This is a genomic window from Flavobacterium wongokense, from assembly GCF_021608265.1.
Lineage (GTDB): Bacteria > Bacteroidota > Bacteroidia > Flavobacteriales > Flavobacteriaceae > Flavobacterium > Flavobacterium wongokense.
Window position 1 is genome coordinate 1,184,724 of record NZ_JAKIHP010000001.1, and the last position, 26,177, is coordinate 1,210,900.

The following is a 26,177-nucleotide window of genomic DNA, read 5'->3' on the forward strand; positions in this document are numbered from 1 at the left end:
AATGAATACAGATTCGGCTTTGTATAGCGAAGACCTGGCTCCAATTTCGGCTAAAAACCGAACCTGGACGACTTGGAATTATGCAGCTTTATGGATAAGCATGAGCTTGTGCATTCCAACGTATATGCTGTCGAGTTCGTTGATAGAAGGAGGAATGAATTGGTGGCAGGCAATCTTAACAATATTTCTAGGAAACACAGTCGTTTTGATTCCGATGATTCTAAACGGTCACGCCGGAGCCAAATACGGTATTCCTTTTCCGGTCTTTGCAAGGGCAAGTTTTGGAACAGCTGGAGCCAATATTCCCGCTTTGCTTCGGGCAATTGTAGCCTGTGGCTGGTTCGGGATCCAAACCTGGATTGGTGGTTTTGCGATATTTCAGATGGCGCGTTTATGGATTCCATCAATAGAAACTTTACCACAAATTTTCCCCGATTCCTGGGGATTGCAAACCGGACCGGCAATCTGCTTTTTGCTGTTTTGGCTGTTGAATATGTATGTGGTCTATCTTGGAGTGGACAGCATCCGAAAACTGTTGGTTTTCAAAGCGATTTTTTTACCGGTTGCAGCATTGGCCCTTTTGTTTTGGGCATTAAGCGCAGCCAATGGTTTAGGCCCAATTTTGGACACACCGTCAAAATTTACAAATTCCGCCGATTTCTTCACGTTTTTCTTTCCGGCCTTAACCGGAATGGTCGGCTTTTGGGCAACCTTATCCTTAAACATTCCCGATTTTACACGATACGCAACATCGCAAAAAGCACAAATAAAAGGTCAGATCTATGGACTTCCAACATCAATGACAATGTTCGCATTCGTTGGAGTTGTTGTAACATCGGCAACGACCATTGTATTCGGGACTATGATTTGGGATCCTGTGGTTTTAGCAGGCAAATTCGATAGTAAATTGTTGGTAAGCATCGCCATGATTGCGGTAGCCATTTCAACTTTGGCAACAAACATTGCGGCCAACATTGTAAGCCCGGCGAATGATTTTGCCAATCTTTCACCAAGTAAAATCGATTTTAGAAAAGGCGGTTACATTACCGGAATAATCGGAATACTCATTTTTCCATGGAAACTGATTGCCGATCCTACAGGTTATATTTTCACGTGGCTGGTTGGTTATTCAAGTTTGCTCGGACCTGTTGGCGGGATTATGATTGTCGATTATTATTTTATCAGAAGACAGAATTTGCATGTGGACGAATTGTATAAAACCGATGGGATTTACTCGTTTATAAAAGGCTTTAATTTTTGCGCCATTACTGCATTATTAATTGGTATCGTGCCGAACGTTCCCGGTTTTTTTACCACAATAAAAGTATTTCCGGCGCAGCTGTTTCCAGCGTGGATTCTAGGATTATATAACTATGCGTGGTTTGTTGGCTTCGCATTGAGCGGATTTGTTTATTGGTTATTAATGAGAAAATATCAAGATTAAATTATTTTAAATTTTAAATGTTGAATTTTAAATGGATATCCATAATTCAAAATTTAGAATTCAAAATTCAAAATAGAAGAAAATGAGTGTTTTAATTAAAAATGGAAGAATTATTACAGCTGCCGATGATTATGTAGCTGATATTTATATAGAAGGCGAGTCGATTGCACAAATTGGCAAAAACTTAGATGTCAATGCCGATACGGTTATTGATGCCTCAGGAAAATTGGTAATGCCAGGCGGAATCGACCCACACGTGCATTTAGACATGCCTTTTATGGGAACCTATTCGAGCGACAATTATGAAACCGGAACACGCGCCGCACTATTTGGTGGGACCACAACCGTAATCGATTTTATCCTACAAACGCAGGGCAAAAGCCTGCAGTCTGCTTTAAATGAATGGAAAGGCAGAAGTGATAACAACGCCGTTGGCGACTATAGTTTCCATATGGCGGTAACCGATTTTAATGAAGAAACCAAAAAGGAAATCCAACATTTTATAGAGAACGAAGGCATCACTTCCTTCAAAACATTTATGGCTTATAAAGGAGCCTTAATGATTGACGACCGTCAAATGATTGGCCTTCAGGAAGAAGTCAAAAAACACGGCGGATTAATTAATGTGCACGCTACCAATGGCGACATGATTGATTATCTGATTGCCAAACACAAAGCAGAAGGAAAACTTTCTCCATTATATCATTATCTGTCACAACCAGAAGTTACCGAAGCAGAAGCGAGCGAACGTTTTGTGGATATGATCAATTACACTGGCTGTCCGGGTTATATTGTCCACCTAACTTGTGAAGGCGCTTTGAATGCAGTGCGAAATGCCACCAGAAGAAACCAAAATGTATTTGTAGAAACCTGTATCCAATATTTGTTGTTGGATGCAAGTTTGTATGAGCAGAATTTTGAGGGAGCCAAATGGGTAATGTCGCCACCACTTCGTGAGAAGAAAGATCAGGAAACGCTTTGGGCAGGACTGAATCAGGGAATGGTACAGGTTGTTGCAACCGATCATTGCCCCTTTATGTGGGAACAAAAACTGATGGGGAAAGATGACTTCTCCAAAATCCCAAACGGACATCCGGCAATCGAAAACCGTATGGAATTGCTTTTCAGCGAAGGCGTAAACAAAGGAAGAATCACATTAAATAAATATGTAGAAGTGGCTTCAACCAACGCAGCCAAAATCTTTGGTATGTTCCCTAAAAAAGGAACCATTGCCGTAGGAAGTGATGCTGATATTATCCTGATTGATGCGAATGAAAAACATACGATTTCAGCAAAAACCCATCACATGAATGTAGATTACAGTGGTTATGAGGGCTGGGAATTGACAGGAAAAATAAAAACCGTTTTGCTTCGCGGACAAGTAGTAATCGACAATAACGAATGCAAAGCCCAAAAAGGCTACGGCAAATTTGTAAAGCGAAATAAAGTTCAAGGAAAAATCTAAAAACTATTTTGAATTCTAAATTCTAAATTTTGAATGAACGCACCCTTTATAGCTTTCACAAATAATTTAAAATTTAAAATTCAAAATTCAAAATTATAAGGAATGAGGATAGTAAAATCAGGTTTAATCCAATTGAGTTTGGCCAAAACCGAAGGCGAAGGAACGATTCCCGAAATCATGGAAGCGATGTTGCAAAAACACATTCCGTATATCGAAGAGGCAGGAAAACAAGGTGTTCAGATTTTGTGTTTCCAGGAAATCTTCAACACACCCTATTTCTGTCCGGGACAGGATTCCGCTTGGTATGCTTCGGCAGAAAGCGTTCCTGGTCCAACTACCGAAAGAATGCAGGAATATGCGAAGAAGTACAATATGGTAATCATTGTTCCGGTATATGAAAAAGACCAGGCTGGAGTTTTGTACAACACCGCCGCAGTCATTGATGCTGATGGAAGTTATTTGGGCAAATACCGCAAAAACCATATTCCACAGACTGGTGGTTTCTGGGAGAAATATTTCTTCAAACCAGGCAATTTAGGCTATCCTGTTTTCCAAACGAAGTACGCGAAAGTCGGGGTATACATTTGCTATGACAGGCATTTCCCAGACGGCGCAAGATGCCTCGGATTGAATGGTGCCGAAATCGTTTACAATCCATCAGCAACCACTGTTGGGCAATCCCAATATTTATGGAAACTCGAACAGCCGGCTCATGCCGTGGCCAATGGTTATTTCATGGGCTGCATCAACCGTGTCGGAATTGAAAAACCATGGAATCTGGGAAGATTTTACGGAACGTCTTATTTCGTGAATCCTTTGGGCGAAATCTTTGCCTGCGCTTCCGAAGACAAAGACGAACTTTTGGTAGCCGAATTCGACTTGGATCTGATTGAACAAATCCGTGGCAAATGGCAGTTCTACCGTGACCGCAGACCTGAAACCTATGGAGAAATCACGGCACCGTAAATTTTATAAATGACTATTAAAAAACCAACCAAGAATATGAGTATTAAAAATAACCGATTAACCACAGCCGAATATCAGGAAAACTTTGCTGATATCCATCCGCCATTTGAAACATCGGATGCAGCTTTGGTAGAAGCCAACCGTTGTTTGTTCTGCTATGATCCACCTTGTATGAAATCGTGCCCAACATCCATCAACGTACCGAAATTCATCAAACAGATTGCTACAGAAAACCTAAAAGGCTCGGCACATACCATTTTTTCATCCAACATCATGGGTGCAGGATGCAGCAAGGTTTGTCCTGTAGAAAAACTATGCGAAGGCGCATGCGTATACAATCTGATGCACGAAGAACCAATCAATATCGCCCGTTTGCAACGCTATTCAACCGAAAAGGCAATGGACAACAACTGGCAGTTATTTGACAGGAAACCTTCTAAAGGGAAACGTGTCGCTATTGTTGGTGCCGGTCCGGCCGGATTGAGCTGCGCCCATACTTTGAGCCGTGAAGGTATCGATGTAACGATTTATGAAAAGGAAGCCAAAGGCGGTGGATTGATGACCTACGGAATTGCAGCGTACAAAGTTACGCCCGAATTCTGCGAAGATGAGGTAAATTACATTACTTCCATTGGCGGAATTGAAATCAAATACAATCACGAGCTCGGAAAGGATATCACGATTGAACAACTCCAAAAAGATTACGATGCAGTCTATCTGGCGTTTGGTGTCGGAATGGCACGTCAGCTTGATATTCCGGGCGAACATTTATTTGGCGTGACCGATGCCATCAAATTCATTTACGATTTACGCGATAACGACCACTCGACAATTGCCGTTGGAGATAAGGTTGCTGTAATAGGGATGGGAATGACCGCTATTGATGCGGCAACTCAGGCGAAAAGATTAGGCGCTTCCGAAGTGCATTTGGTTTACAGAAGGACTCAGGCCGAAATGCCTTGTACCGAAAAGGAACTCAATATTGCCAAATTGGACGGTTGCAATATCATATGGCTGGCCGCTCCAAAAGAAATCATCGGCAATGGTGGAAATGTGACCCAATTGGTTTGCGATGTAATGAAACTCGGCGAACCTGACGGAAGTGGAAGAAGAAGTCCAATAGCATCAGGGGAAACATTTACATTGGATGTAGATATGGTTATCAAAGCTGCCGGTCAAATGCCATTTTCGGATTTGGTCAATGAAGAAAGCCTTGAAAATAACAACGGCAAAGTTGCGGTTCAGGGCAAATCAAAAACCAGCTTAAACAATGTTTTTGCCGGAGGCGATTGTGTCAACGGAGGACGCGAAGTTGTGGATGCAGTACAGGCAGGAAAAGATGGCGCAGCTGCAATTTTGAAACAGATTGTCTCACCGGATTACATTATCGAATCCGAATTAAAACCAACCTTTAACAATTAAGATTATGGCAGATATATCAACAGATTTTTTAGGCATAAAATCTCCAAATCCATTTTGGCTGGCCAGCGCGCCGCCAACAGATAAAAAAATAAACGTAGTCCGTGCCTTTGAAGCAGGCTGGGGTGGCGTCGTATGGAAAACATTAGGTTCTCAGGTGAAGAATGTTTCCTCGCGTTATTCCTCTGTTAACTACGGTGGAAAACGCATGATGGGTTTCAACAATATTGAATTGATCAGCGACCGTCCATTGGAAATCAACTTACGCGAAATTACCGAAGTCGTAAAAATGTTCCCAGACAGGGCAATGATTGTTTCGCTTATGGCAGACAACGACAGAAAATCGTGGCACGAACTCATCATGAAAGCTGAAGATGCCGGAGCCATGGGCTTCGAACTGAACTTTGGATGCCCTCACGGAATGACTGAAAGAGGAATGGGTGCAGCTGTTGGACAAGATCCTGAAATTGCCAAAATGGTAGTCGAATGGGTAATGGAAAAAGCCACTATTCCTGTAATCACTAAGCTTACTCCAAATGTGCATTCGGTGGTTCCCACAGGAAGAGGCGCCGTTGAGGCAGGGACAAATGCGTTGAGTTTAATCAACACGATTCAGAGTGTGACCGGTGTCGATTTGGATACTTTGGTTCCGAATCCGTATGTTGCGGGAAAAAGCGTTTTTGGCGGCTATTGCGGTCCGGCCGTAAAACCAATCGCCTTAAAAATGCTGACTACAATCGCTCAGGATCCGGTAACCAACAGAGTTCCAATTTCAGGAATAGGCGGAGTTAGTACTTGGAAAGATGCGGTTGAATTTATGCTTTTGGGCGCAACTTCCGTTCAGGTTTGTACCGCAGCGATGAATCACGGTTTCCGAATTGTAGAGGACATGTGCGAAGGATTAAACAACTGGATGGACGAAAAAGGCTATCAGAAAACAACCGATTTCATCGGGAAATCTGTTGAAAAAATCACGCATTGGGAAGATTTGGATATCAATTACCATCATATCGCCAACATCGATCAAAGCAAATGCATCCACTGCGGACTGTGTTACATCGCCTGCGAAGACACTTCACACCAGGCAATCAATGTCGACAGAGGCCAGCCTTACAACAATTATACGGTAAAAGATGAAGAGTGTGTGGGTTGTAATTTATGCAAACTCGTTTGCCCGGTTGAAGACTGTATCACTATGGAAGAACACCGCGTCGCTCCCGAATATGTAAACTGGAAAGACTGGCAGAGAGAAGGCCGTCCGTTGAATGATCATTAAATAATTATTTTGAATTTTGAATTATAAATTTTGAATTGGTACTGCTCCAATCATCTTTCATTCAAAATTCAAAATTTAAAATTCAAAATAAATGAAAATTAATTCTTCTCGATTACAACAGTATTTCGAAGCGATGTCTGAAATCGGAAAAATTGGCGAAACCGGAACTTGTCGTCCAGCACATACTGCCTTGGAAAAACAGGGTTTTGAAATCGCAGGCAGTTGGATGAAAGAAGCAGGAATGTCGGTCCGAATTGACAATTTCGGAAACCTAATAGGAAGATTGGAAGGCAAAAATCCAGACTTACCTGTTTTGATGATGGGCTCTCACCTCGATTCCCAACCTTATGGCGGCCGTTTTGACGGCGTAGCCGGAGTGTTGTGCGCGATAGAAGTTGTTCGAACGCTTCATGAAAACGGAGTTGTTCCTGAAAGACCCATTGAAGTAATTTCATTTGCCGATGAAGAAGGCTGGCGTTTCAACAAAGGCTTGTTTGGTTCCCGCGGAATCTTGGGCAAACTCGAAGAAGGCGAACTGCAAAGAAAAGATCAGGACGGAATCACACGCGAACAGGCATTAAAGGACTTTGGTTGCGACATTACCAAATTCAAGGAATCAGAATACAAACCCGGAAGCATTTTTTGTTTCCTGGAATTACACATTGAACAAGGGCCGGTTTTGGATTTGGCACACAAACCAATCGGAGTGGTTTCGGGAATTTCAGGGCCATTGTGGTGGACCGTCAAACTCAAAGGAATGGCAGGTCATGCAGGATCAGTTCCAATGCCAATTCGGAAAGACGCTATGGTTGGAGCTGCCGAAATCATCATCGCCTTAAACGAAATTGCAACCCAGGTTCCCGGAAATCCAACGGTTGGAACTGTTGGAACCTTGAAAGTTTTCCCAGCCTCAAGAAATATAATCGCAGAAGAAGTTGAAATGACGGTCGATTTACGCGATATCGATTTGGACAGAAGGAATCGTTATGAAAAACAGCTTCGCGACAAAATAGAATCCATTACCAAAAAACACAACCTCACGTATTCTATTTCTGAAGATACCAAAAGCGATCCGCGGTATTGCGCCGACTGGATTAAGGAAATCATTCACGGTGAATGCGATAAGTTGAATTTAAATGCGCCCGAATTAATGAGCGGGCCATTCCATGATGCTTTAGCATTGTCGTATGTCTGCGATTACGGAATGATATTTGTGCGCTGCAAAGACGGTATCAGCCACAATCCGCTGGAATATTCATCTTATGAAGATTTAGCGCTTGGAGCCAATGTTTTATTGGGAACAGTCACACAAGTTTTAAAAAAATAAACCAACTATACGCCATACAAAATCAAACAAAACGGGCCATCCTGCTTAAAAACGGGATGGCTTTTTTTATTCTGTTTCAATAAATGTTATCTTTACTTTTTCAACACAAAACTATGTCCAACAAAGACGTTAAAATACTTCACATTGACAGCAATCATCCACTATTGTGGAAGCAATTGGAAGAGGCAGGTTTTCAAAATGAAGCCGATTTTGATTCAAACAGAGCTGAAATTGAAGCCAAAATCCACAACTACCACGGTATTGTCATCCGCAGCAGATTCAAGATTGACAAGGAATTTATCGATAAAGCCACAAACCTCAAATTCATTGCCCGCGTTGGTGCCGGTTTGGAAAGCATCGATTGTGAGTATGCAGCATCCAAAAATATCCATCTGATTGCGGCTCCTGAAGGAAACCGTAATGCTGTTGGCGAACATGCATTGGGAATGCTTTTATCCTTAATGAACAAACTGAACCGCGCGGATAAATTAGTCCGTGAAGGGCATTGGATTCGCGAAGGCAATCGAGGCTATGAACTCGAAGGCAGGACCGTCGGATTGATTGGCTATGGCAATATGGGAAAATCATTTGCCAAAAAATTACGAGGATTTGATGTCGAAGTTTTGTGTTACGATATCCTTTCTAATGTTGGCGACGAAAATGCAAGACAGGTTTCGTTACCCGAATTACAGGCAAAAGCCGATGTATTGAGCCTGCATATTCCGTGGACAAACTTGACGGATAAGATGATAAACGACAATTTCATCAATGCCTTTGCCAAACCGTTTTGGCTGATTAATACCTCACGCGGAAAAAATGTCGTGACTGATGATTTGGTTCAGGCATTGCAATCGGGAAAAATCCTTGGCGCAGGACTGGACGTTTTGGAATACGAGAAATTATCTTTCGAGAATTTGTTTTTGGATACCGAAAAGCCAAAGGCTTTTGAATATTTATTAGAGGCAGAAAATGTTTTATTAACGCCACACATCGCCGGCTGGACCTTTGAAAGCCATCAAAAACTGGCGCAGGTCATTGTGGACAAAATCGTGAAATTATATGAACAAGGTTAGCTATTATTTAGTTGTGTTTGTCGGCGCATTGACATTCCTGCAATTTATTCCTCACGCTTTCATGGGTTTTCCTGCTGTTTTGGATCACATCCAAAAAGGGGAAATCAGCGGAGAAGCGGTTCAGGGAATGCAGATGATTTGGATTTATTCCTCGATTATGATGCTGCTTTCCAGCATTTGGATGTTCTTTCTGGCAAAGCCAATTTTAGAGGGAAAGCATGTAGCGCGCGTACAGGTTTTGTATATAAGTATCGGGCTGATTGCCTTCGGATTGGGCTGTAGTTACATTGCACAGCAGTTTCTAAACCACATGATTTTCTTTACCATTGAAGGCGTTTTATTATTACTGGCAGTAACGCTATTTTACAAAAAAGAGAAAAATGAGTAGTCAAGATTTAAAAAGAGTCACAGGTTTAGGTGGATTTTTCTTCAAGTGCGAAAACCCAAATGCTATCAAGGAATGGTATAAAAACCACCTTGGAATTCCGGTAGACCAATATGGCTGGACCTTTTGGTGGAAGGACAAGGAAGGGAATGACTGCTCTACGCAATGGTCGCCATTTGATGCCAACACCAATTATTTTTCGCCAAGCGAAAAGCCATTCATGATGAATTACAGGGTGCACGATTTGGAAGCTTTGCTAAAAGCCTTAACCGAAGAAGGTGTAACGATTGTAGGCGATATAGAGACCTATGACTATGGTAAGTTTGGCTGGATTTTAGACCTAGAGGGAAATAAAATTGAACTTTGGGAACCCAATGATAGTGCTTTCTTATAATTTTTTATATTTTAGTCGAATAAATAAAAACCAATAAAAAAACCAAAATATTATGGACGCACAAAAAGTTGACATGTTTATGATGATGAATGCAAAGTATTTCGAAAGCCATCATTTAAATGCCATTAGGGAAAAACTATTGACCCTTGACGAATCAAAATGGGGATTAGTGCAAACAATGCAATTCAAAGATCCAACTACTTCTATAATTGTATCATTGCTTGGAGGCCAATTAGGAATCGATCGTTTTATGATTGGTGATACCGGAATGGGAATAGGTAAACTGTTAACTTGTGGAGGTTTGGGAATTTGGGCAATCATTGACTGGTTCCTGATCATGGGTGCAACCCGTGAGAAAAACATGGAAACGTTCCAAAATACATTTTATTAATAGATGACCCGGAATAAGTTATATTCCTTATTGCTTATAGCTTGTTTCGCCGGATTCATTTATCTTTTTTACCATATTCAAACCGTAACGGCAGACAATTTCAGAGCCTGTATCATCAAGAGTGTGACGGGATATCCTTGTCCGTCTTGTGGCACCACGCGCGCTGTTTCATTGCTTTTGCATGGGAAAATTATCGATTCTATAGTTCTGAACCCGTTTGGAATAATAGTTGCTATGATGATGGCTGTCTTCCCGATTTGGGTAGTAATAGATATCGTTCTTAAAAAAGATACCTTTTTCAGGGCTTATGAAAAAGCAGAAGCTACTATAAGGAAACCTTGGCTTGCCACGATTTTAATAGCATTGGTACTTCTCAATTGGATTTGGAATATATACAAACATTTATGATACAGGAAAAAACTTTTGCCTACAAACCAGGCGAACACGAACGCGAAAAGGCATCCAACAGTTATTTGATGTCTTTGGTAGCACTCATTGCCGGATTGCCATTGCCCATCATCAATTTGCTGGCAACTTTCTTTTTTTACTTAGCCAATCGAAAAGGTACTTATTTCGTTCGTTGGCATTGCACCCAGGCCTTATTTTCTCAATTGGCATTGTTGGGGATTAACAGTGCAAGCTTCTGGTGGACGATGTCCATAATCTTTACCGATGAAAAAGTGAGTAATCAGTACTTCGCTTATATCTTCACGGTAATTTTATTCAATCTGTTGGAAATTTTTTCTACTGTTTATGCAGCCACACAAGTCCGTAAAGGAAAACACATTCAGTTTTTGTTCTTTGGAAATCTTACTAATCTAATCTGTAGAAAATAATGACAAAGAAAATCTTATTACAGGCAGCAATCATCATTGCATCATTTTTCCTGGTATGGTTTGGATTTTCCCAAATTGATTTCATGAAGCTTTTCAGTGTAAAGGAGCGAAGTGAAAAAATTGAGCACAAGCTGGGTGATATGATTTGGAATCAAATTGAAGATACTGAAGATATTGTCACCAATGATACCATCGTAAAATCATTGGATAAATTATTGAAACCAATCTGTGAAGCCAACGACATCGACCGTGATTCGCTAAAGGTCCACATCATTAAAAAAGACGAAATCAATGCTTTTGCCTTACCCAATAATCATTTAGTGGTTTACACCGGATTGATTGAAGACTGCAAAAGACAGGAAGCGTTACAGGGCGTTTTAGGCCACGAAATAGCGCACATTGAGAAAAACCATGTGATGAAAAAACTCTCTAAGGAAATCGGCTATTCGGTACTAATATCTGCAGCTGGCGGAACAAAAGGAAGCCAGATTGCAAAGGAAATCCTGAAAACCCTGAGTTCCTCTGCCTATGACAGGAAACTCGAAAAGGAAGCCGACATCACCAGTGTGAAATATATGCTCGAAGCCGACATCGACCCAAGGCCAATGGCAGATTTTATGTATCAAATGGCACAGGACAGCAACATCGACAAAAACATGTATTGGATTGCAGACCATCCCGAATCGGAAGAACGCGCCAAATATATTTTGGATTACCTTAAAGGCAAAAAATTAAAAAGTAAAGCCACACTTTCCGAAAAAGACTGGAAAGCTTTTCAGGAACAGGTTAAGGAAGAATAATAAAAATGCAACTCATTGAGTTGCATTTTTTTATAGAAGTAAAATCGAATTTAATAATAAAAATCTTTTATATTTGGAATAACTAACCAAACGGAGGAACCGAAAATCCATAACAGAGTAGGCCAACTTAAACTAATAAAATATGATCAACTGGTACAAAAAAGTAGTATTTGAAAATTATGCCAACTTCAACGGACGTGCAAGACGCTCAGAATATTGGTACTTTTTTCTAATGTATTTCATTATCCTAATCGTCGCTACAATGGCAGATGGTGGTTTAGGATTGAATTTTGCTCCTATGCCTTATGGATACATCTATACAGCGGTAGGTTTAATTCACTTCATCCCTTCATTGGCAGCAGCAGTAAGACGTCTGCACGATGTGGGCAAAAGCGGATGGTTCATCCTTATTGCATTAATTCCTATCGTCGGTGCAATTTGGCTTTTGGTTCTTCTCTTTACAGAAGGAAACCGTGGCGAAAACAAATACGGCCCGGATCCAAAAGCAATTGGAGAATTGGCATCTTAATAAAAAACAAAAAGCCCCGATTAATCGGGGCTTTTTTATTTGTAGTTTTTCTTTTCTCTTCGTTCCAATTCCGCAAGGAATTCTTCCATTACCGGTTTTACGGTGCTTTCGGGTAAATCGGCAATCCGGATGTACATCAATCCATCAACGGCATTGTTAAACATTGGGTCAACATTAAATGCCACTACACGCGCATTCTGCTTGATGTACTTTTTGATTAAGACTGGCAAACGCAGTGTTCCCGGCTCTACCTCGTCAATGATTTTATCAAATTTATTCAAATCGGCTTCGGTTTCACTGAATACAAAATCTTTGTCGGCATCTTTCAGTTTTACCTTGAATTCCTTTTTCGGATGGATGTACTGCGCCACATAAGGATCATAATAATGCGACTTCATAAATTCAATCATCAGCGATTTTGAGAATTCGGTAAACTGGTTGCTGATGCTTACACCTCCAATCAGGAATTTATGTTCCGGATAACGCAGCGTCGTATGTACAATTCCTTTCCAAAGCAGGAACAACGGCATTGGTTTTTGCTGGTATTCATTGACAATGAAAGCTCTTCCCATTTCGATGGATTGCTCCATCATCCCGTATAATTCGGGCTCAAACCGGAATAAATCCTGAAGATAAAAACCTTCGATGCCATATTTCGGGAAAATCTCTGAACCCAATCCCATTCGATAAGCACCGGCAATCTGCTGGGTTTCATCATCCCACAAAAACATATGGTGGTAATACGAATCACAACGGTCCAAATCAATCGACTCATTGGTGCCTTCTCCAACCGATCTAAAGGTAATTTCCCTCAAACGTCCTATTTCGTGAAGGATGTTTGGGATTTTGTCCGCCGGAACCAGGAAAACCATATAATTTTTGCTTTGCAGCAAACGGCAGTCACTGTCCCGTAAAGCTGCGATTTCTTCCAGAATCTTATCCTGATTGGCAGGAAGGACAATCTGTTTCGGACTTTTCGGAGTCTTTAAATCGAGGTTCAGGTTACGTGGGTCAAAAATATTGTTTTCCTTGTTGAAGGAATTCGCGAGCATATAGGTTTTCCTTCTCAGGAATTCCGAATATTCCTCAATGCTTTTATGTTCGTTTTGTTCCGCTACCGAAATCGGTTTTCCGATACGAACCTTAATCACGCGGTCTTTCTGCGTCAGCAATTCCGATGGAAGTTTAGCGGTTCTTAGTGTTGGATTTATTTTGGATAACAAATAGAAAAAACGGCTGTTTTTGGCATGGAAATAAATCGGGACAACAGGAACCTGAGCCTTGCGGATTACCTTTATGGCACCTTCTTCCCAATCCTTATCAACGATGATCTGGCCATCTTTATAAGTCGAAACTTCACCTGCAGGAAACATTCCCAAAGGTTTTCCATCGCTCAAATGACGAAGGGTTTCCTTGATTCCAATCACACTCGATTTGGCGTCCTTGTGGGTTTCAAAAGGATTTACCGGCATGATGTATTGTTTCATCGGTTCAATGCGGTGCAGCAGGAAATTGGCAATAATCTTGAAATCGGGTTCTTTTTCAAGCATTAGTTTCAACAGAAGGATTCCATCAATTCCGCCCAAAGGATGATTCGAAATTGTAATATATGCTCCTTCTTTTGGCAGGCGTTTAAAATCTTCTTCAGGGATTTCAAATTTGATTTGGAACTCATCCAGAATGGCATTCAGGAATTCAATTTCACTTAAATGTTTATTCCGATCGTAGATTTTGTTTAGGGTTGAAATTTTTAAAGCCTTCATTAACAGCCAGCCACAAAAAGTTCCGAAAACTCCATACTTGTCAGCTTTGATTGCTTTGGCAACTTCTTTGGCAGTAACTAAACCCATTTATAATTTATTTTTTTCGAGCGAGAAACAAAGATAACAATTCTGCTGAAATAGGATTAACAAAATGTTGAAATCCCTGTGGGCAACTTAAATTTTATTGTTGCTTTTTGGATTTCAAATGTGTTACATTTGGAAAAACTCTTAATAAGACTCATGAGGATTATTTCTTATAATGTTAATGGAATCCGGGCAGCCATTGCCAAAGGATTTTTAGACTGGATACAACAAGCGAATCCTGATGTTATCTGCCTTCAGGAAATAAAAGCTACCGAAGACCAGATCCCAACCGCCGAAATTACAGCAGCAGGTTATCCGTATCAATATTATTTTTCGGCACAAAAAAAAGGCTATAGCGGCGTGGCAATTTTATCCAAGACAAAACCCAACAATGTAGTCAGGGGAACCGAAATTACCCATATGGATTTTGAAGGCAGGAACCTTCGCGCCGATTTTGATACTATATCCGTGATGAGCCTGTACCTTCCTTCGGGAACAAATTTGGATCGCCTCGACCACAAGTTCAAGTATATGGATGATTTCCAGAATTATATTAATTCTTTAAAGCAAACGATTCCAAACCTGATTATCTGTGGGGATTACAACATCTGCCACGAGGAAATTGACATCCACGACCCAGTCCGAAACAAAACCGTTTCCGGGTTTTTACCCGAAGAGCGTGCCTGGCTGGACAAGTTCATGAAGTCGGGATTCATTGACAGCTTCCGTCATTTCAACAAAGAGCCACACAATTACAGTTGGTGGAGTTACCGCGCCGGAGCAAGAGGCAATAATAAAGGCTGGCGTATTGATTACAACCTGGTAAGTGAAAACCTAAAGGACAGAATGAGCCGCGCAGTAATTTTGCCCGAGGCGAAACATTCGGATCACTGCCCAATTTTAGTAGAAATTGATTAAAGATTAAAGAACATAAAAATGATAAAAAGAATAGTTTTTTGCCTAACGCTGATAAGTTTGATGACATCGTGTGTATCCAAGAAAATCTATAACGATTTGGAAAACAAATACACCGATTTAAAGAAAGAAAACCGATTGATTGCCGATGAAAACGATGAGCTTCACAAGGCGAATGCCGAATTTGATTCGGTAAACCGTTCACTTCAGGCTGAATTGGAAGCACTCAAGGCAGAGAAAGCAAAACTTCAGGCTGATTGTACCGCAACAAGCAACAATCTTAAGGCGTTACAGGATTCGTATGCGGCTTTAGAGAAAAACAGCAACGATGCCCTGGAAACCAATATGTCTAAAAACCGCGAATTATTGGCACAACTTGATGCCAAGGAAAAAGCATTGGCGGCAGAACAGGATCGTTTGAACAAACTCAACAGCGAATTGGCTTCAAATACCAAACGACTAAACGAATTGGAGAGCATGATTGCGGCGAAAGACGCAGCAATGAAAAAACTAAAAGATACCCTGTCAAAAGCGCTGAATGCCTTTGAAGGAAAAGGGCTTACAGTCCAGATGAAAAACGGGAAAGTCTATGTTTCGATGGAAAATAAACTGCTGTTCCAAACCGGAAGCTGGGCTGTAGGTTCCGAAGGACGAAGAGCAGTAGTGGAAGTCGGGAAAGTATTGGCACAAAACCCAGACATTACCGTATTGATAGAAGGCCACACCGACAACGACAAAATCCTGGGCAATATTGGCGGAGGAATTGAAAACAACTGGGATCTTTCAACAAAAAGAGCGACAGCTATCGTAAACATCCTTGCTGAAAATGGCGGCATCAGAAAACAAAACCTTACTGCTGCAGGCCGTGGCGAATTTGCTCCAATTATGAGTAATGATACTGCTGAAGGCAAAGCTAAAAACCGTAGGATTGAAGTGATCCTGACTCCAAAACTGGATGAGATTTCTAAAATGCTGAATGAGTTTTAATCCATTCAATAATGAAAATAATAACCCGTCGAAGTATTTGGCGGGTTTTTTATTGATGCTTATTAAGCAATGCTTCCAAAGCCATATTAAGCTCCTGGTTCTTTGCGGCTTCCTCGTAGAGTAGCTCCACTATTTCGGCCGGGATTTGGCTGAGATTTACTGCTTTCCCTCTTTTTATTTCGGTTATCAGGCTGGCTAAGATAAACTGCTGCATGTTTTTCCGCCTGTTTGCCGATAGTTTAGATTGGTCATCCATAAGTAAACTTATTGCGGGATTTTCCCTAATTAGTTTGATACTGTAGGTTGATCGTACTGCGTGGGGCGATGCAGTGAACTACGAATATAGGGTTTTTTGGTTTGAAATTAGAAAAAGATTTCATTTTTTATTTATCAACACCGTTCCAAAATTAACTTTTGTACTTACCGAAAAAGCTCTTGTTTTTGTAAATTTACCCCATGTATGCTTTAGTCGATTGTAACAATTTTTATGCTTCGTGCGAACGTGTTTTCCAGCCAAAACTGGCAGGGAAACCAATTGTTATTTTATCCAATAACGATGGTTGCATTATTTCCCGAAGCGATGAGGCCAAACTTTTAGGCATTCCAATGGGTGCTCCCGAATTTAAAGTCCGAAAGGAACTCAAAGAAAAAGGAATTCATGTTTTTTCGTCCAATTATCCTTTATATGGCGACCTGAGCAACCGCGTGATGAAGATCCTTGAAGGGTTTACCCCGCATGTTGAACAGTATAGCATCGATGAGGCATTTATGAATTTTGATGGAATAGATACCGACTTCAATGCGTATGGGATTCAGATTAAATCCCGAATCCAGAAATGGCTCAGCATTCCGGTTTGCGTAGGATTTGCCGAGACTAAGGCATTGTCTAAAGTTGCCAATAAGATAGCTCGGAAATTCCCGGAACAGACTAAAGGCGTCCATGTTATCGATACGGAAGAAAAAAGGATTAAAGCGCTCAAATGGACCAAAATTGAAGACGTCTGGGGAATTGGTTTCCGCCTGAAGAAGAAAATGAAAGCCAAAGGAATCAATTTCGCGTATGATTTCACTTTGCCACAAAACGAAAATTACATCAAGATGGTAATGGGTGTAACCGGTTTGCGGTTGATAAAGGAACTTCAGGGAGAATCTGTTTTAACACTTGACAATCCTGATGCAGATAAAAAAAGCATTGCTATTACCCGAATGTTCAAATACAAGCTTACAGACTTTGACGAAATCAAGGAGCGTGTTTCTACTTTTGCTTCGGTCTGCGCCGAAAAATTGCGAAAGCAAAATTCCTGCTGCCATGGTGTTATTGTACTTTTGATAAAAACGGATAATGGTGAAAATAAAAGAACCAGGCTTTATTTCAACGAAATGGAAACCTTGGCTTTCGCCAGCAATTCGACATTGACCATCAGCAGTGCCGCTGTCAGGCTTCTGAAAAAACTTTACGAAAAAGGAGAACGTTATTCCAAAGCCGGTGTTATCGTAACCGGAATCATTCCCGAAAACCAAAAGCAGTTCCATTTGTTTGAAGATGAAAATCCAAAGCATCAGAAACTGATGGAGGTTATGGATGCCTACCACAAAAAAGTGGGAGAGCGCAAAATACGCCTCGGGAATCAGGATTTACAGCATACCTGGAAAATGAGACAGGATCATTTGTCCAAAAAATATACTACCGATTTCAATGAAATTTTGGAAATAAAATGCTAAAAAAGAACCTCACTTTCTTTACTCCAGATCCGGAAAACAGCCGGGAACTTACTTTTGTCCCCAACGGGATTAAGGCTGGATTCCCTTCGCCAGCTCTTGATTTTGAAGATGATAAGATAAGCCTCGATAAGTTTTTGGTAAAAAATCACTTGGCCACTTTTTACGCAAAAGCCAGCGGGAATTCAATGACAGGTGCCGGTATCGATAACGGTGATATTATGGTTATTGACCGAAGCCTGGAACCTACAGAAAATAAAATTGCGGTATGCCTGATTGATGGCGAATTTACAGTCAAACGCCTTAAGGTACAAAAGGACGGATTGTATTTAATACCCGAAAATAAGGATTTTGAACCCATAAAAGTTGAAGAATCCAATCAGTTTATAGTTTGGGGCATTGTGACGTATGTTATAAAAGCAGTTTAAAAGAAAAGCCAGTCAACGACTGGCTTTTCTTTTGCATTAAAGATGTTTCTGAATGATTTCCTGCCATTGTTGTGCCAGTTTCAATTCTTCCTGAGCGTAAACCGGGACAATATAATCCCTGTCAGCATCATGAAAAAGCACGGTGTTGTCCTGGGCTGTTCCATTCTTTGAAGTGAAAAACAATTCCACTTTTTTCAGCATATTCGATTTTCCCTGCGGACTTGATGTTGCCACTTTACAGCTTTCGCTTTGCTTTAAATCCTGAAAACTTACAAAAGGTTCTTTGAGATTAAAATCAATAAAAAGCAATCCTTTCTTTTTGATATCCATTCCCAAAGCCTTGCGGCTGTGGGTTGCAATAAGCTGAAATTGATATTGATTATCCTGACTGTGTTGGGCAAAAAGGGTCTTGATTTGGTTTTTGTCTAATTTATGCGCTCTTAATACAAGATAGAGCGGAAGGGCCACGATTGCTATCAATACGAGGCCAATAATGATTATTGGAGTATCCATGGAAATGTATTTAATAAAGTTAATATCGCTATCTGAAAAGACGCGACGGAATCAATTTTTTAGAATCTAAAAAACGGAAACTTTACCAAAAATAATGGAAGGGGAACAAGAGCTTAGAAACACTTTCACAGCGATCTACATCCTGCAGGATAAGACTTGTTGGCCCGCTTGGCTTTAATGTTAATGAAGTTTTTTCATTAAAAAGCAATGCGGTGTAACCAAGACTTATTGGTTTAACAGTATGCTCAGTAGTTACATTGACATGAACAAGCTGTGGCTGCAGCATGTTTTTGTGGAAGGATTGTCCAGCATTATTTATCGTTACAGTTCCTTCATCCTGAAATCCATTGGCTATAAAAGACTTTGCTGATACCGAACTGCTTATAAGCAATACCAGTGTCAACAATTTACCAAACATCATGAATTTCTTTATGGACATGCCGCAAAAATACTCCTTATTTATTTTGAGCAGTGATAAAGTAAAGTTAAACCTAAAAAGAAAAGAGGCCCGAAGACCTCTTTCCAACCTAAAAACAACCTCATCATTTAATTCCATCCGCCGCCTAATGCCCTGTAAACATTAGTCACCGCATTGAATTGTTCCTTTTTAGCTTCAATCAATTCCAATTTTGATTCCAACGCATCACGTTGCGTCATCAACACCTCAAAATAGTCAGCGCGGGATGATTTGAATAATTCATTGGATGCGTCAATGGCTGTGGTCAGCGACTGCACTTCCTTGTTCTTCAAATCATAGAACTGCTCCAGGTTTTTAATATTCGAGAGTTCATTTGATACTTCGACATACCCATTCAAAATGGTTTTCTGATAGTTGTACAACGCTTTTATTTGTTCGGCTTTCGCTTTGTTGAACTCTGCTTTTATAGCGTTTCTGTTAATCAGTGGAGCAGTTAAATCCCCAACCAAATTATAAACCAGAGACTCTGGCGAGGTAAACAAATACGAAGTTTTGAACGCATTAAATCCAACACCGCCATTAATTGTAAACGATGGATAAAACTCGGCCTGTGCGGCTTTTACATCACATTTGGTGGCAAACAGTTCCAATTCGGCTTGTTTAATGTCAGGTCGATTCGTCAATAATTGCGAAGGGATTCCGGCCTGTATCTGTTGTGGTATTTCTGTAACAAATGCGGTCTTGTCCCTTTCAATCGGTTGTGGAAAACGACCTAACAGGAAATTGATTTTATTCTCTGTTTCCTTGATTTGCTGCTGGATTTGAAATTCGCGGCTTTGCGAATTCAATACCTCTGCCTCGAATTTTTTCACGCCCAATTCGTTAGCTCTTCCTGCATCTTTCTGTGCTTTTACAATATCAAAGGCATTTTTCTGCAAAGTGATGGTTTGCTGTATAATGTCGAGTTGATTGTCATACGAAAGCAATTCATAATAGGAATTGGCAATCTCAGCAACGAGATTGGTTACCACAAAATTCTTCCCTTCAACAGTTGCCAGGTATCTTGTTAAGGCAGCTTTTTTGGCATTGCGGAGTTTTTTCCAAATGTCAACTTCCCAAACGGCATGCAGGCCAAGAGCATAGTCCTGAAGCACTTCAGGGACTTCCTTTCCCGGCGTCATTTCCGTTGAAGCATCACCGGCCCCGGCACTGGTGTAACGTCCCACTTTTTCAACTCCGGCTGAAGCTCCGGCGGAAATCATTGGCAGCAACATTCCTTTTTTAACCCTTATGTCATTGCGGGCAATCTCAATTTCCTGCAATGTCATTTCCAGTTCCTGATTGTTTTTTAACGCGATGTCAATCAGGTCTTGCAGGTTTTTATCGGGGAAAAAGCTTTTCCATTTTATCGTTGCTGAATTTACAGTATCTTTTGATGACACATAGGCATCAGGCATTGATGTGGGTTCTGGTTTCTCTACCGGTGCCAGCATCTTACAGCTTGTAAATGCAACACAAATCAGAAGTATCGCAAATATTCTATAATTTTTATATCGATTCATCATCTTAAATTTCTTCACTTAATGGATTTTCATCTTCTTTTTTAACGAATTTTGTCTTTTCGGAAATAGTACCGAAAAAGTAATACAATCCCGGAATCAGCAATACCCCGAATATCGTTCCGATAAGCATTCCGCCTGCAGATGCAGAACCGATGGTTCGGTTTCCTATGGCTCCAGGACCAGTTGCAAAAACCAACGGAATCAATCCGGCGATAAAAGCAAATGAAGTCATCAGGATAGGACGGAATCTTACAGCAGCACCTTCAATGGCAGCATCCAATACTGATTCTCCAGTAGAATGGCGCTGCGCGGCAAATTCAACAATCAACACAGCGTTCTTGCCCAGCAATCCGATAAGCATTACCATCGCAACCTGTGCGTAAATATTGTTTTCCAAACCAAATAATTTGATAAACAAAAAAGCTCCAAATATTCCGACCGCCAACGATAGGATTACTACAAACGGCAGGATGAAACTTTCATATTGTGCAGCTAAAATGAGGTACACGAATCCAAGACAAATCAGGAAAATGTACATGGCTTCATTACCACGGCCTACTTCATCTTTGGAGATTCCTGCCCAGTCAATTCCATATCCTCTTGGAAGTGTTTTAGCAGCCACTTCATTGATGGCATTAATGGCCTCACCACTACTATAACCAGGTGCCGCCTGTCCGCTTACTTCGGCAGAATTGTACATGTTGTGGCGTGTGATTTCCGACAAACCGTACACTTTATCCATTCGCATGAAGGCTGAAAACGGGACCATTTCGTCGCGGTTATTTTTTACATACAATTTCAGGATATCTTCAGGAAGTGCACGGTATTCAGGAGCAGCCTGAACCATCACCTTATATTGGCGTCCGTATTTGATAAAACTGATTTCATAATTACTTCCAACAAGTGTTGACAGCGTGTTTGTTGCGTTTTCAATTGTAACTCCTTTTTGCTGTGCCAAATCGTTATCAATATCCAACATATACTGAGGGAAACTGGCACTGTAGAAGGTGAACACCGAGGACAATTCCTTATGCTTGTTCAATTCCTTTACAAAATCGTTGGCAACGCCTTCCATCTTTTTATAATCACCAGAACCCGCTTTATCCATCAAACGAAGTTCGAATCCGCCTGCTGCACCATAGCCCGGAACGGCTGGAGGTTGGAAGAATTCGATGGTAGCTCCAGAAATATCCTTTGACTTTTTCTCTAATTCATCAATAACTTCCTGGCACGAATGTTTGCGGTCTAACCAGCCTTTCAGGTTAATCAAACAGGTACCCGAGTTGGAACCCGTTCCCTCGGTAAGGATTTCATAACCTGCCAGAGAGGAAACCGATTTTACATCTGGGATAGTCTCGGCAATTTTCTGAAGCCTTTCGGCAATCTGATTGGTTCTTTCCAATGTAGAACCTGGCGGTGTCTGGATTACCGCATAAAACATTCCCTGGTCTTCATTTGGGATAAACCCGGAGGGCACACTCATATTCAGGAAATAAGTCCCAACACAGAAACCGATGAGCATCCCGAAAGTAACCGTTCTTCGGTTTACAATTTTAGTTAGCAGGGTTCTATATTTATCTGAAACGCCTCCAAACCATTTATTGAAACCATTCACGATTCGGTTAACCGGAGTATTCCTTTTGGGCTGACCGTGGGTGTTTTTCAACATCATGGCACAAAGTGCAGGAGTCAATGTCAATGCAATCAAACCGGAAAGTACAATCGAAGTCGCCATGGTAATTGAGAACTGACGGTAGAAAATCCCAACCGGACCACTCATGAAAGCAACCGGAATAAACACCGCAGCCATTACGAAGGTAATTGCGATAATCGCTCCACTTACTTCGGTCATTGCTTCGCGTGTTGCTTTTCGGGCGTTGAGGTGCTTGGTTTCCATCTTGGCATGGACGGCTTCGATAACAACAATTGCATTATCTACCACAATACCAATTGCCAGTACTAAGGCAAACAAGGTGATGAGGTTCAGTGTAATTCCGAAATACTGCATGAAGAAAAAGGTTCCTATCAGCGATACCGGAACAGCTATAGCCGGAATCAATGTTGAACGCCAGTCACCAAGGAATAGGAATACTACCAATCCTACCAATATAAAAGCTTCAATCAGTGTGTGGATTACTTTTTCGATGGAGGCATCAAGGAATTTCGATACATCATAACTGATTTCATAATCCATTCCTTTTGGGAACGATGTCTTTTTGATTTCAGCCAACTTCGCTTTTACGTCTTTGATAACCTGGCTGGCATTGCTTCCATAAGACTGTTTCAATACGATAGCAGCCGATGGTTTTCCGTTAAGGTTGGAATAAATATCATACATCGAGCTTCCGAATTCGATATTCGCTACATCTTTCAGTCGCAGCATTTCACCGTCAGGATTGGCTTTGATGATGATGTTTTCATATTGTTCCTTTGTGGTAAAACGCCCCGAGTATTTCAATACATATTCAAAAGACTGCGAACGTTTACCCGAACTTTCCCCTGTTTTTCCCGGAGAAGCTTCCAAACTCTGTTGTGCCAAGGCTTCCATGACTTCATCGGCTGAAACCTTGTAAGCCAGCATTCGGTCTGGTTTCAGCCAGATGCGCATCGCGTATTCACGATTCCCAAGGATATCGGCAAAACCAACACCATCAACCCTTTTTAACTCCGACAACAAATTGATATCGGCAAAGTTGAACAGGAATTTCTGGTCGGTATTTTTATCGGTGCTGTACAGGTTGATGTACATCAACATATTTGATTCTTCCCGGCTGATCTTAACTCCTTCACGAACCACTAATGGAGGTAATTTGTTCACTACCGAAGCTACACGGTTCTGCACATTCAACGAAGCCTGATTAGGATCGGTTCCAAGGTTGAAAATGATTTGTATGGTTCCTTCACCATCATTTCCGGCATCCGATTCCATATATTTCATCCCGGGTACACCATTCAATGCTCTTTCCAATGGAAGGATTGCCGATTTGATCATCAGCTCGTTATTGGCTCCGGGATATTCCACCGTTACATTCACCTTTGGAGGCGAGATGGATGGGAATTGTGTTACAGGCAGCTGGATTAGTGCCAGCGCACCAAGGAATACGATGATGAGCGATATTACTATTGATAATACCGGTCGTTGTATAAATCTGTTAAACATGGCGTTGTGGTTAAGGTTACTCGGCTTTTAGTTTCAGGTTCCTGATTACATCCAGCGGGTTTTGGTACACGCTGCTAATCTTGTCATCATCCTTGGCTTTCTGTACACCATCAAGCAATATTTTGTCATCGGCAGAGAGGCCGCTTTTTACCACGTACAAATCGGGAAGTTCACCGGTTATGGCAATCTCCCTTGATTTTAGTTTGTTGTTGGCATCCACCACAAAGACATAGACTTTGTCCTGGATTTCATAGGTCGCTTTTTGCGGAATCACGATTGCCTTTTTTACAGGGACAGTCATTTCAACCTTTCCGGTTTCTCCGTTTTTAAGCAGTTTGTCCGGATTTGGGAAACTGGCACGGAAAGCTATGTTCCCGGTTTCGTTGTCAAATTCCCCTTCAATTACTTCAACTTTGCCTTTGTATTTCAAGGGTTCGTTGTTGGCAAGCAGCAAAGTGACATTGTTGTCGCCACGGTCTTTTACATCGTTTTGGTAAGCGATGTATTCGGGTTCGGAAACATTAAAGTAGGCAAACATCTTACTGTTGTCCGAAAGGTTGGTCAACAGTTCTCCTTCATCGATAAGGCTTCCTAATTTCTTTGGAAGGCGGTCAATTGTTCCGGCAAAAGGTGCACGGATTTCGGTAAAGGATAAGTGCAATTTTGCCAATGAAACTTCGGCATTAGCCTGGTCTAATTTGGCCTGGGCAACTGCCTGTTCGCTTTTGGAAACAATGTTTTTATCGGCAAGGGATTTGGCATTTTTCAATTCGATACCAGCAGCTTTGGCTTCGGCTTCGGCTTTCAGTAATTCAGCCTGGTACATTCCCGGCATGATGCGGAATAATAGCTGTCCCTGATTTACATATTGGCCTTCATCCACATAAATATTCTGCAGATAGCCTTTTTCCTGGGCACGGATTTCGATGTTGCGCACCGATTTGATTTGTGAAACGTATTCTTTGGTAAACGCAGTATCAATAACTGCGGGATTGGTTACGGTAAATTTACCGGTTTCTTCTTTTTGTTCTTCTTGTTTGGCACAACTGCTTAGGTTTAACAGTGCACCTATGCTTACTAGCATGATGAGCTTGTTCATGTGTTTTTAGATATATAATTTTTAATGCGTTTTTGGATTGCTGTATTTTTCAGCAGCCAGTCAATCAACGGATAAAAAAATTATAATCAAATGCGGAGGACGCGAAGTGAAATGTAACTATGTCGCGGAAGTCGCGAGAAGTTAACGAAAGTATAGTGGGTATTGCAAAACTGTTTTGCAACAAAGTGTTCTGAAATTGGCTCATCCTTGAGATAAGCTGTAGCTAACGGCAGGGATTTCTCTTTTACAGAGCTGGTATAATTATCTTCGCAATCACAATCATCGTAATCATCAATGTCGAGAAGAACGTCCTTGTGATAGCCCGAATTACTGTCACTAAGTGCATCAGCAATAACGGTTTCTTTTTGAAAAGCGCTTTTGCCAACTGCATCATGAGGGAAAGCCACGGCATGTGCCGGCAAATTGTTGGATAGCAACAAGCTCAGTAGGATGATATATTGGATTGCTCTTTTCATAATCTGGAGCAAATTTATATTTGATTGGAAAAATAACGCCAGTTCTTTAACGGGTCTTTAACAATTTTGATGCAATTTTAAGCGAATCTTTAGGGAAGCATGGAGTGAAAACGATTTCGTATAATTAGAAAAACCTGCATCATTGATGCAGGTTCCTCTAAACAAACAGAATTAACTTTATGCTATTGGGCATCAAAATTAATGCTATTGTAAGCAGCGTCTGTTAAAGCAACATCAGCCTCTTTTTCTTCATTAAGGGTTTTTGCGAGTAGTTCTGCCGCCTGGCTTTCGCCTAATGTTTTCGCAAACGCAGCCAGTGTGCCGTACGTCGCTATTTCATAATGCTCTACTTTCTGAGCTGCAGCAATGATTCCTGCATCGCGTACTGCTCCCGGTTCGGTTTCTTCAAGGATGCCTTCGCCTTCTTTAAGCAGGCCTTCCATGGCATCGCATTTTTTGGCAGCAGCTTTTTCACCGATGCAGGCAAATACGTCTTCCAATCGGGTTACATGTTCTTTAGTGACCTCAAGGTGATCGTTGATCGTAGCGATAAGATTAGGAGTAGTAGCATTTTTAGCCATTTTAGGCAATGCTTTCACTAGTGCTTTTTCTGCCCAGTAGATGTCTTTAAGTCCGTCTACGAACAAGTCTCTCAACCCTTCGGCGGCAGTTTGTTTTGGTTTTACTTTTCCTGTAGCGGTGGTAGCTTTAGCTGCCGGCTTTTTTGTTTTAGTTTCCATTAGATTTT

At 41.2% G+C, this 26,177-nt stretch carries 27 protein-coding genes; 18 read left to right on the plus strand and 9 right to left on the minus strand.

Annotated elements, in window-relative coordinates; all coding sequences use genetic code 11:
* Position 1 precedes the first annotated feature (1 nt).
* From L1S31_RS05115 to L1S31_RS05180, 14 genes are all read left to right on the plus strand, one after another.
* Positions 2 to 1,444 (plus strand): NCS1 family nucleobase:cation symporter-1, encoded by a 1,443-nt coding sequence (locus L1S31_RS05115; protein WP_236463125.1) that lies wholly within the window; start codon positions 2 to 4, stop codon positions 1,442 to 1,444.
* 82 nt (positions 1,445 to 1,526) lie between these two features.
* A complete protein-coding gene (hydA, locus tag L1S31_RS05120; RefSeq protein ID WP_236463127.1) occupies positions 1,527 to 2,909 on the plus strand; it encodes a dihydropyrimidinase in 1,383 nt (460 codons plus the stop codon).
* A gap of 102 nt (positions 2,910 to 3,011) precedes the next feature.
* A complete protein-coding gene (locus L1S31_RS05125; RefSeq protein WP_236463130.1) occupies positions 3,012 to 3,875 on the plus strand; it encodes a nitrilase-related carbon-nitrogen hydrolase in 864 nt (287 codons plus the stop codon).
* Between the two features lie 9 nt (positions 3,876 to 3,884).
* Complete coding sequence (locus L1S31_RS05130; RefSeq protein ID WP_236463132.1) at positions 3,885 to 5,297, plus strand: NAD(P)-dependent oxidoreductase; 1,413 nt, start codon at positions 3,885 to 3,887, stop codon at positions 5,295 to 5,297.
* Between the two features lie 4 nt (positions 5,298 to 5,301).
* Positions 5,302 to 6,570, plus strand: a complete 1,269-nt coding sequence (gene preA, locus L1S31_RS05135; RefSeq protein WP_236463134.1) for an NAD-dependent dihydropyrimidine dehydrogenase subunit PreA — start codon at positions 5,302 to 5,304, stop codon at positions 6,568 to 6,570.
* A gap of 91 nt (positions 6,571 to 6,661) precedes the next feature.
* Positions 6,662 to 7,897, plus strand: a complete 1,236-nt coding sequence (locus L1S31_RS05140; protein WP_236463137.1) for a M20 family metallo-hydrolase — start codon at positions 6,662 to 6,664, stop codon at positions 7,895 to 7,897.
* A 113-nt stretch (positions 7,898 to 8,010) separates the two neighbouring features.
* Entirely contained in the window at positions 8,011 to 8,970 is a 960-nt protein-coding gene (locus L1S31_RS05145; protein ID WP_236463142.1) for a 2-hydroxyacid dehydrogenase, read from the plus strand.
* Positions 8,957 to 9,358, plus strand: coding sequence for a hypothetical protein (locus L1S31_RS05150; RefSeq protein WP_236463145.1), 402 nt, complete (start codon positions 8,957 to 8,959; stop codon positions 9,356 to 9,358). The genes L1S31_RS05145 and L1S31_RS05150 overlap by 14 nt, the downstream gene beginning before the upstream one ends.
* Complete coding sequence (locus L1S31_RS05155) at positions 9,351 to 9,749, plus strand: VOC family protein (RefSeq protein ID WP_236463147.1); 399 nt, start codon at positions 9,351 to 9,353, stop codon at positions 9,747 to 9,749. The genes L1S31_RS05150 and L1S31_RS05155 overlap by 8 nt, the downstream gene beginning before the upstream one ends.
* Before the next feature lie 52 nt (positions 9,750 to 9,801).
* Positions 9,802 to 10,140, plus strand: coding sequence for a TM2 domain-containing protein (locus L1S31_RS05160; RefSeq protein ID WP_236463150.1), 339 nt, complete (start codon positions 9,802 to 9,804; stop codon positions 10,138 to 10,140).
* Positions 10,141 to 10,143: 3 nt separating this feature from the next.
* Positions 10,144 to 10,548 (plus strand): DUF2752 domain-containing protein, encoded by a 405-nt coding sequence (locus L1S31_RS05165; protein ID WP_236463153.1) that lies wholly within the window; start codon positions 10,144 to 10,146, stop codon positions 10,546 to 10,548.
* Positions 10,545 to 10,976 (plus strand): magnetosome magnetite crystal formation protein family, encoded by a 432-nt coding sequence (locus L1S31_RS05170; protein WP_236463157.1) that lies wholly within the window; start codon positions 10,545 to 10,547, stop codon positions 10,974 to 10,976. The genes L1S31_RS05165 and L1S31_RS05170 overlap by 4 nt, the downstream gene beginning before the upstream one ends.
* Complete coding sequence (locus L1S31_RS05175; protein ID WP_236463160.1) at positions 10,976 to 11,776, plus strand: M48 family metallopeptidase; 801 nt, start codon at positions 10,976 to 10,978, stop codon at positions 11,774 to 11,776. Before L1S31_RS05170 ends, L1S31_RS05175 begins: the two co-directional genes overlap by 1 nt.
* 142 nt (positions 11,777 to 11,918) lie before the next feature.
* Positions 11,919 to 12,305 carry a DUF805 domain-containing protein gene (locus L1S31_RS05180; protein WP_236463162.1) on the plus strand — a complete coding sequence of 129 codons (387 nt, stop codon included), beginning with the start codon at positions 11,919 to 11,921 and terminating at the stop codon, positions 12,303 to 12,305.
* Between the two features lie 35 nt (positions 12,306 to 12,340).
* Here L1S31_RS05180 and L1S31_RS05185 read toward each other — a convergent pair whose 3' ends face one another.
* Complete coding sequence (locus L1S31_RS05185) at positions 12,341 to 14,155, minus strand: GNAT family N-acyltransferase (protein WP_236463164.1); 1,815 nt, start codon at positions 14,153 to 14,155, stop codon at positions 12,341 to 12,343.
* 153 nt (positions 14,156 to 14,308) lie between these two features.
* Between L1S31_RS05185 and L1S31_RS05190 the strand changes: the two genes are divergently transcribed.
* On the plus strand, positions 14,309 to 15,070 hold the full coding sequence (locus L1S31_RS05190; RefSeq protein ID WP_236463167.1) for an exodeoxyribonuclease III: 762 nt from the start codon (positions 14,309 to 14,311) through the stop codon (positions 15,068 to 15,070).
* An 18-nt stretch (positions 15,071 to 15,088) separates the two neighbouring features.
* Positions 15,089 to 16,054, plus strand: a complete 966-nt coding sequence (locus L1S31_RS05195) for an OmpA family protein (protein WP_236463171.1) — start codon at positions 15,089 to 15,091, stop codon at positions 16,052 to 16,054.
* Between the two features lie 49 nt (positions 16,055 to 16,103).
* Here L1S31_RS05195 and L1S31_RS05200 read toward each other — a convergent pair whose 3' ends face one another.
* Entirely contained in the window at positions 16,104 to 16,310 is a 207-nt protein-coding gene (locus L1S31_RS05200) for a hypothetical protein (RefSeq protein ID WP_236463174.1), read from the minus strand.
* 200 nt (positions 16,311 to 16,510) lie between these two features.
* Here L1S31_RS05200 and L1S31_RS05205 point away from each other — a divergent pair, with 200 nt between their 5' ends.
* Positions 16,511 to 17,776, plus strand: coding sequence for a Y-family DNA polymerase (locus tag L1S31_RS05205; protein WP_236463177.1), 1,266 nt, complete (start codon positions 16,511 to 16,513; stop codon positions 17,774 to 17,776).
* The gene (locus tag L1S31_RS05210) at positions 17,770 to 18,201 is read left to right on the plus strand and encodes a LexA family protein (RefSeq protein WP_236463179.1); all 432 of its coding nucleotides are present in this window, start codon (positions 17,770 to 17,772) and stop codon (positions 18,199 to 18,201) included. The genes L1S31_RS05205 and L1S31_RS05210 overlap by 7 nt, the downstream gene beginning before the upstream one ends.
* 36 nt (positions 18,202 to 18,237) lie before the next feature.
* Here the strand turns inward: L1S31_RS05210 and L1S31_RS05215 are convergent, their stop codons facing one another.
* The 7 genes from L1S31_RS05215 to L1S31_RS05245 form a co-directional block, all read right to left on the minus strand.
* Complete coding sequence (locus tag L1S31_RS05215; protein WP_236463181.1) at positions 18,238 to 18,714, minus strand: hypothetical protein; 477 nt, start codon at positions 18,712 to 18,714, stop codon at positions 18,238 to 18,240.
* Between the two features lie 82 nt (positions 18,715 to 18,796).
* Positions 18,797 to 19,153 (minus strand): SRPBCC family protein, encoded by a 357-nt coding sequence (locus tag L1S31_RS05220; RefSeq protein ID WP_236463184.1) that lies wholly within the window; start codon positions 19,151 to 19,153, stop codon positions 18,797 to 18,799.
* Between the two features lie 107 nt (positions 19,154 to 19,260).
* Entirely contained in the window at positions 19,261 to 20,694 is a 1,434-nt protein-coding gene (locus L1S31_RS05225) for a TolC family protein (RefSeq protein ID WP_255702203.1), read from the minus strand.
* 4 nt (positions 20,695 to 20,698) lie between these two features.
* Positions 20,699 to 23,854, minus strand: a complete 3,156-nt coding sequence (locus tag L1S31_RS05230) for an efflux RND transporter permease subunit (RefSeq protein WP_236463186.1) — start codon at positions 23,852 to 23,854, stop codon at positions 20,699 to 20,701.
* A 16-nt stretch (positions 23,855 to 23,870) separates the two neighbouring features.
* Positions 23,871 to 24,953, minus strand: coding sequence for an efflux RND transporter periplasmic adaptor subunit (locus L1S31_RS05235; RefSeq protein WP_236463188.1), 1,083 nt, complete (start codon positions 24,951 to 24,953; stop codon positions 23,871 to 23,873).
* Positions 24,954 to 25,039: 86 nt separating this feature from the next.
* Positions 25,040 to 25,429 carry a hypothetical protein gene (locus L1S31_RS05240; RefSeq protein WP_236463189.1) on the minus strand — a complete coding sequence of 130 codons (390 nt, stop codon included), beginning with the start codon at positions 25,427 to 25,429 and terminating at the stop codon, positions 25,040 to 25,042.
* A gap of 182 nt (positions 25,430 to 25,611) precedes the next feature.
* Entirely contained in the window at positions 25,612 to 26,169 is a 558-nt protein-coding gene (locus L1S31_RS05245; protein ID WP_236463191.1) for a YciE/YciF ferroxidase family protein, read from the minus strand.
* Positions 26,170 to 26,177: the final 8 nt, after the last annotated feature.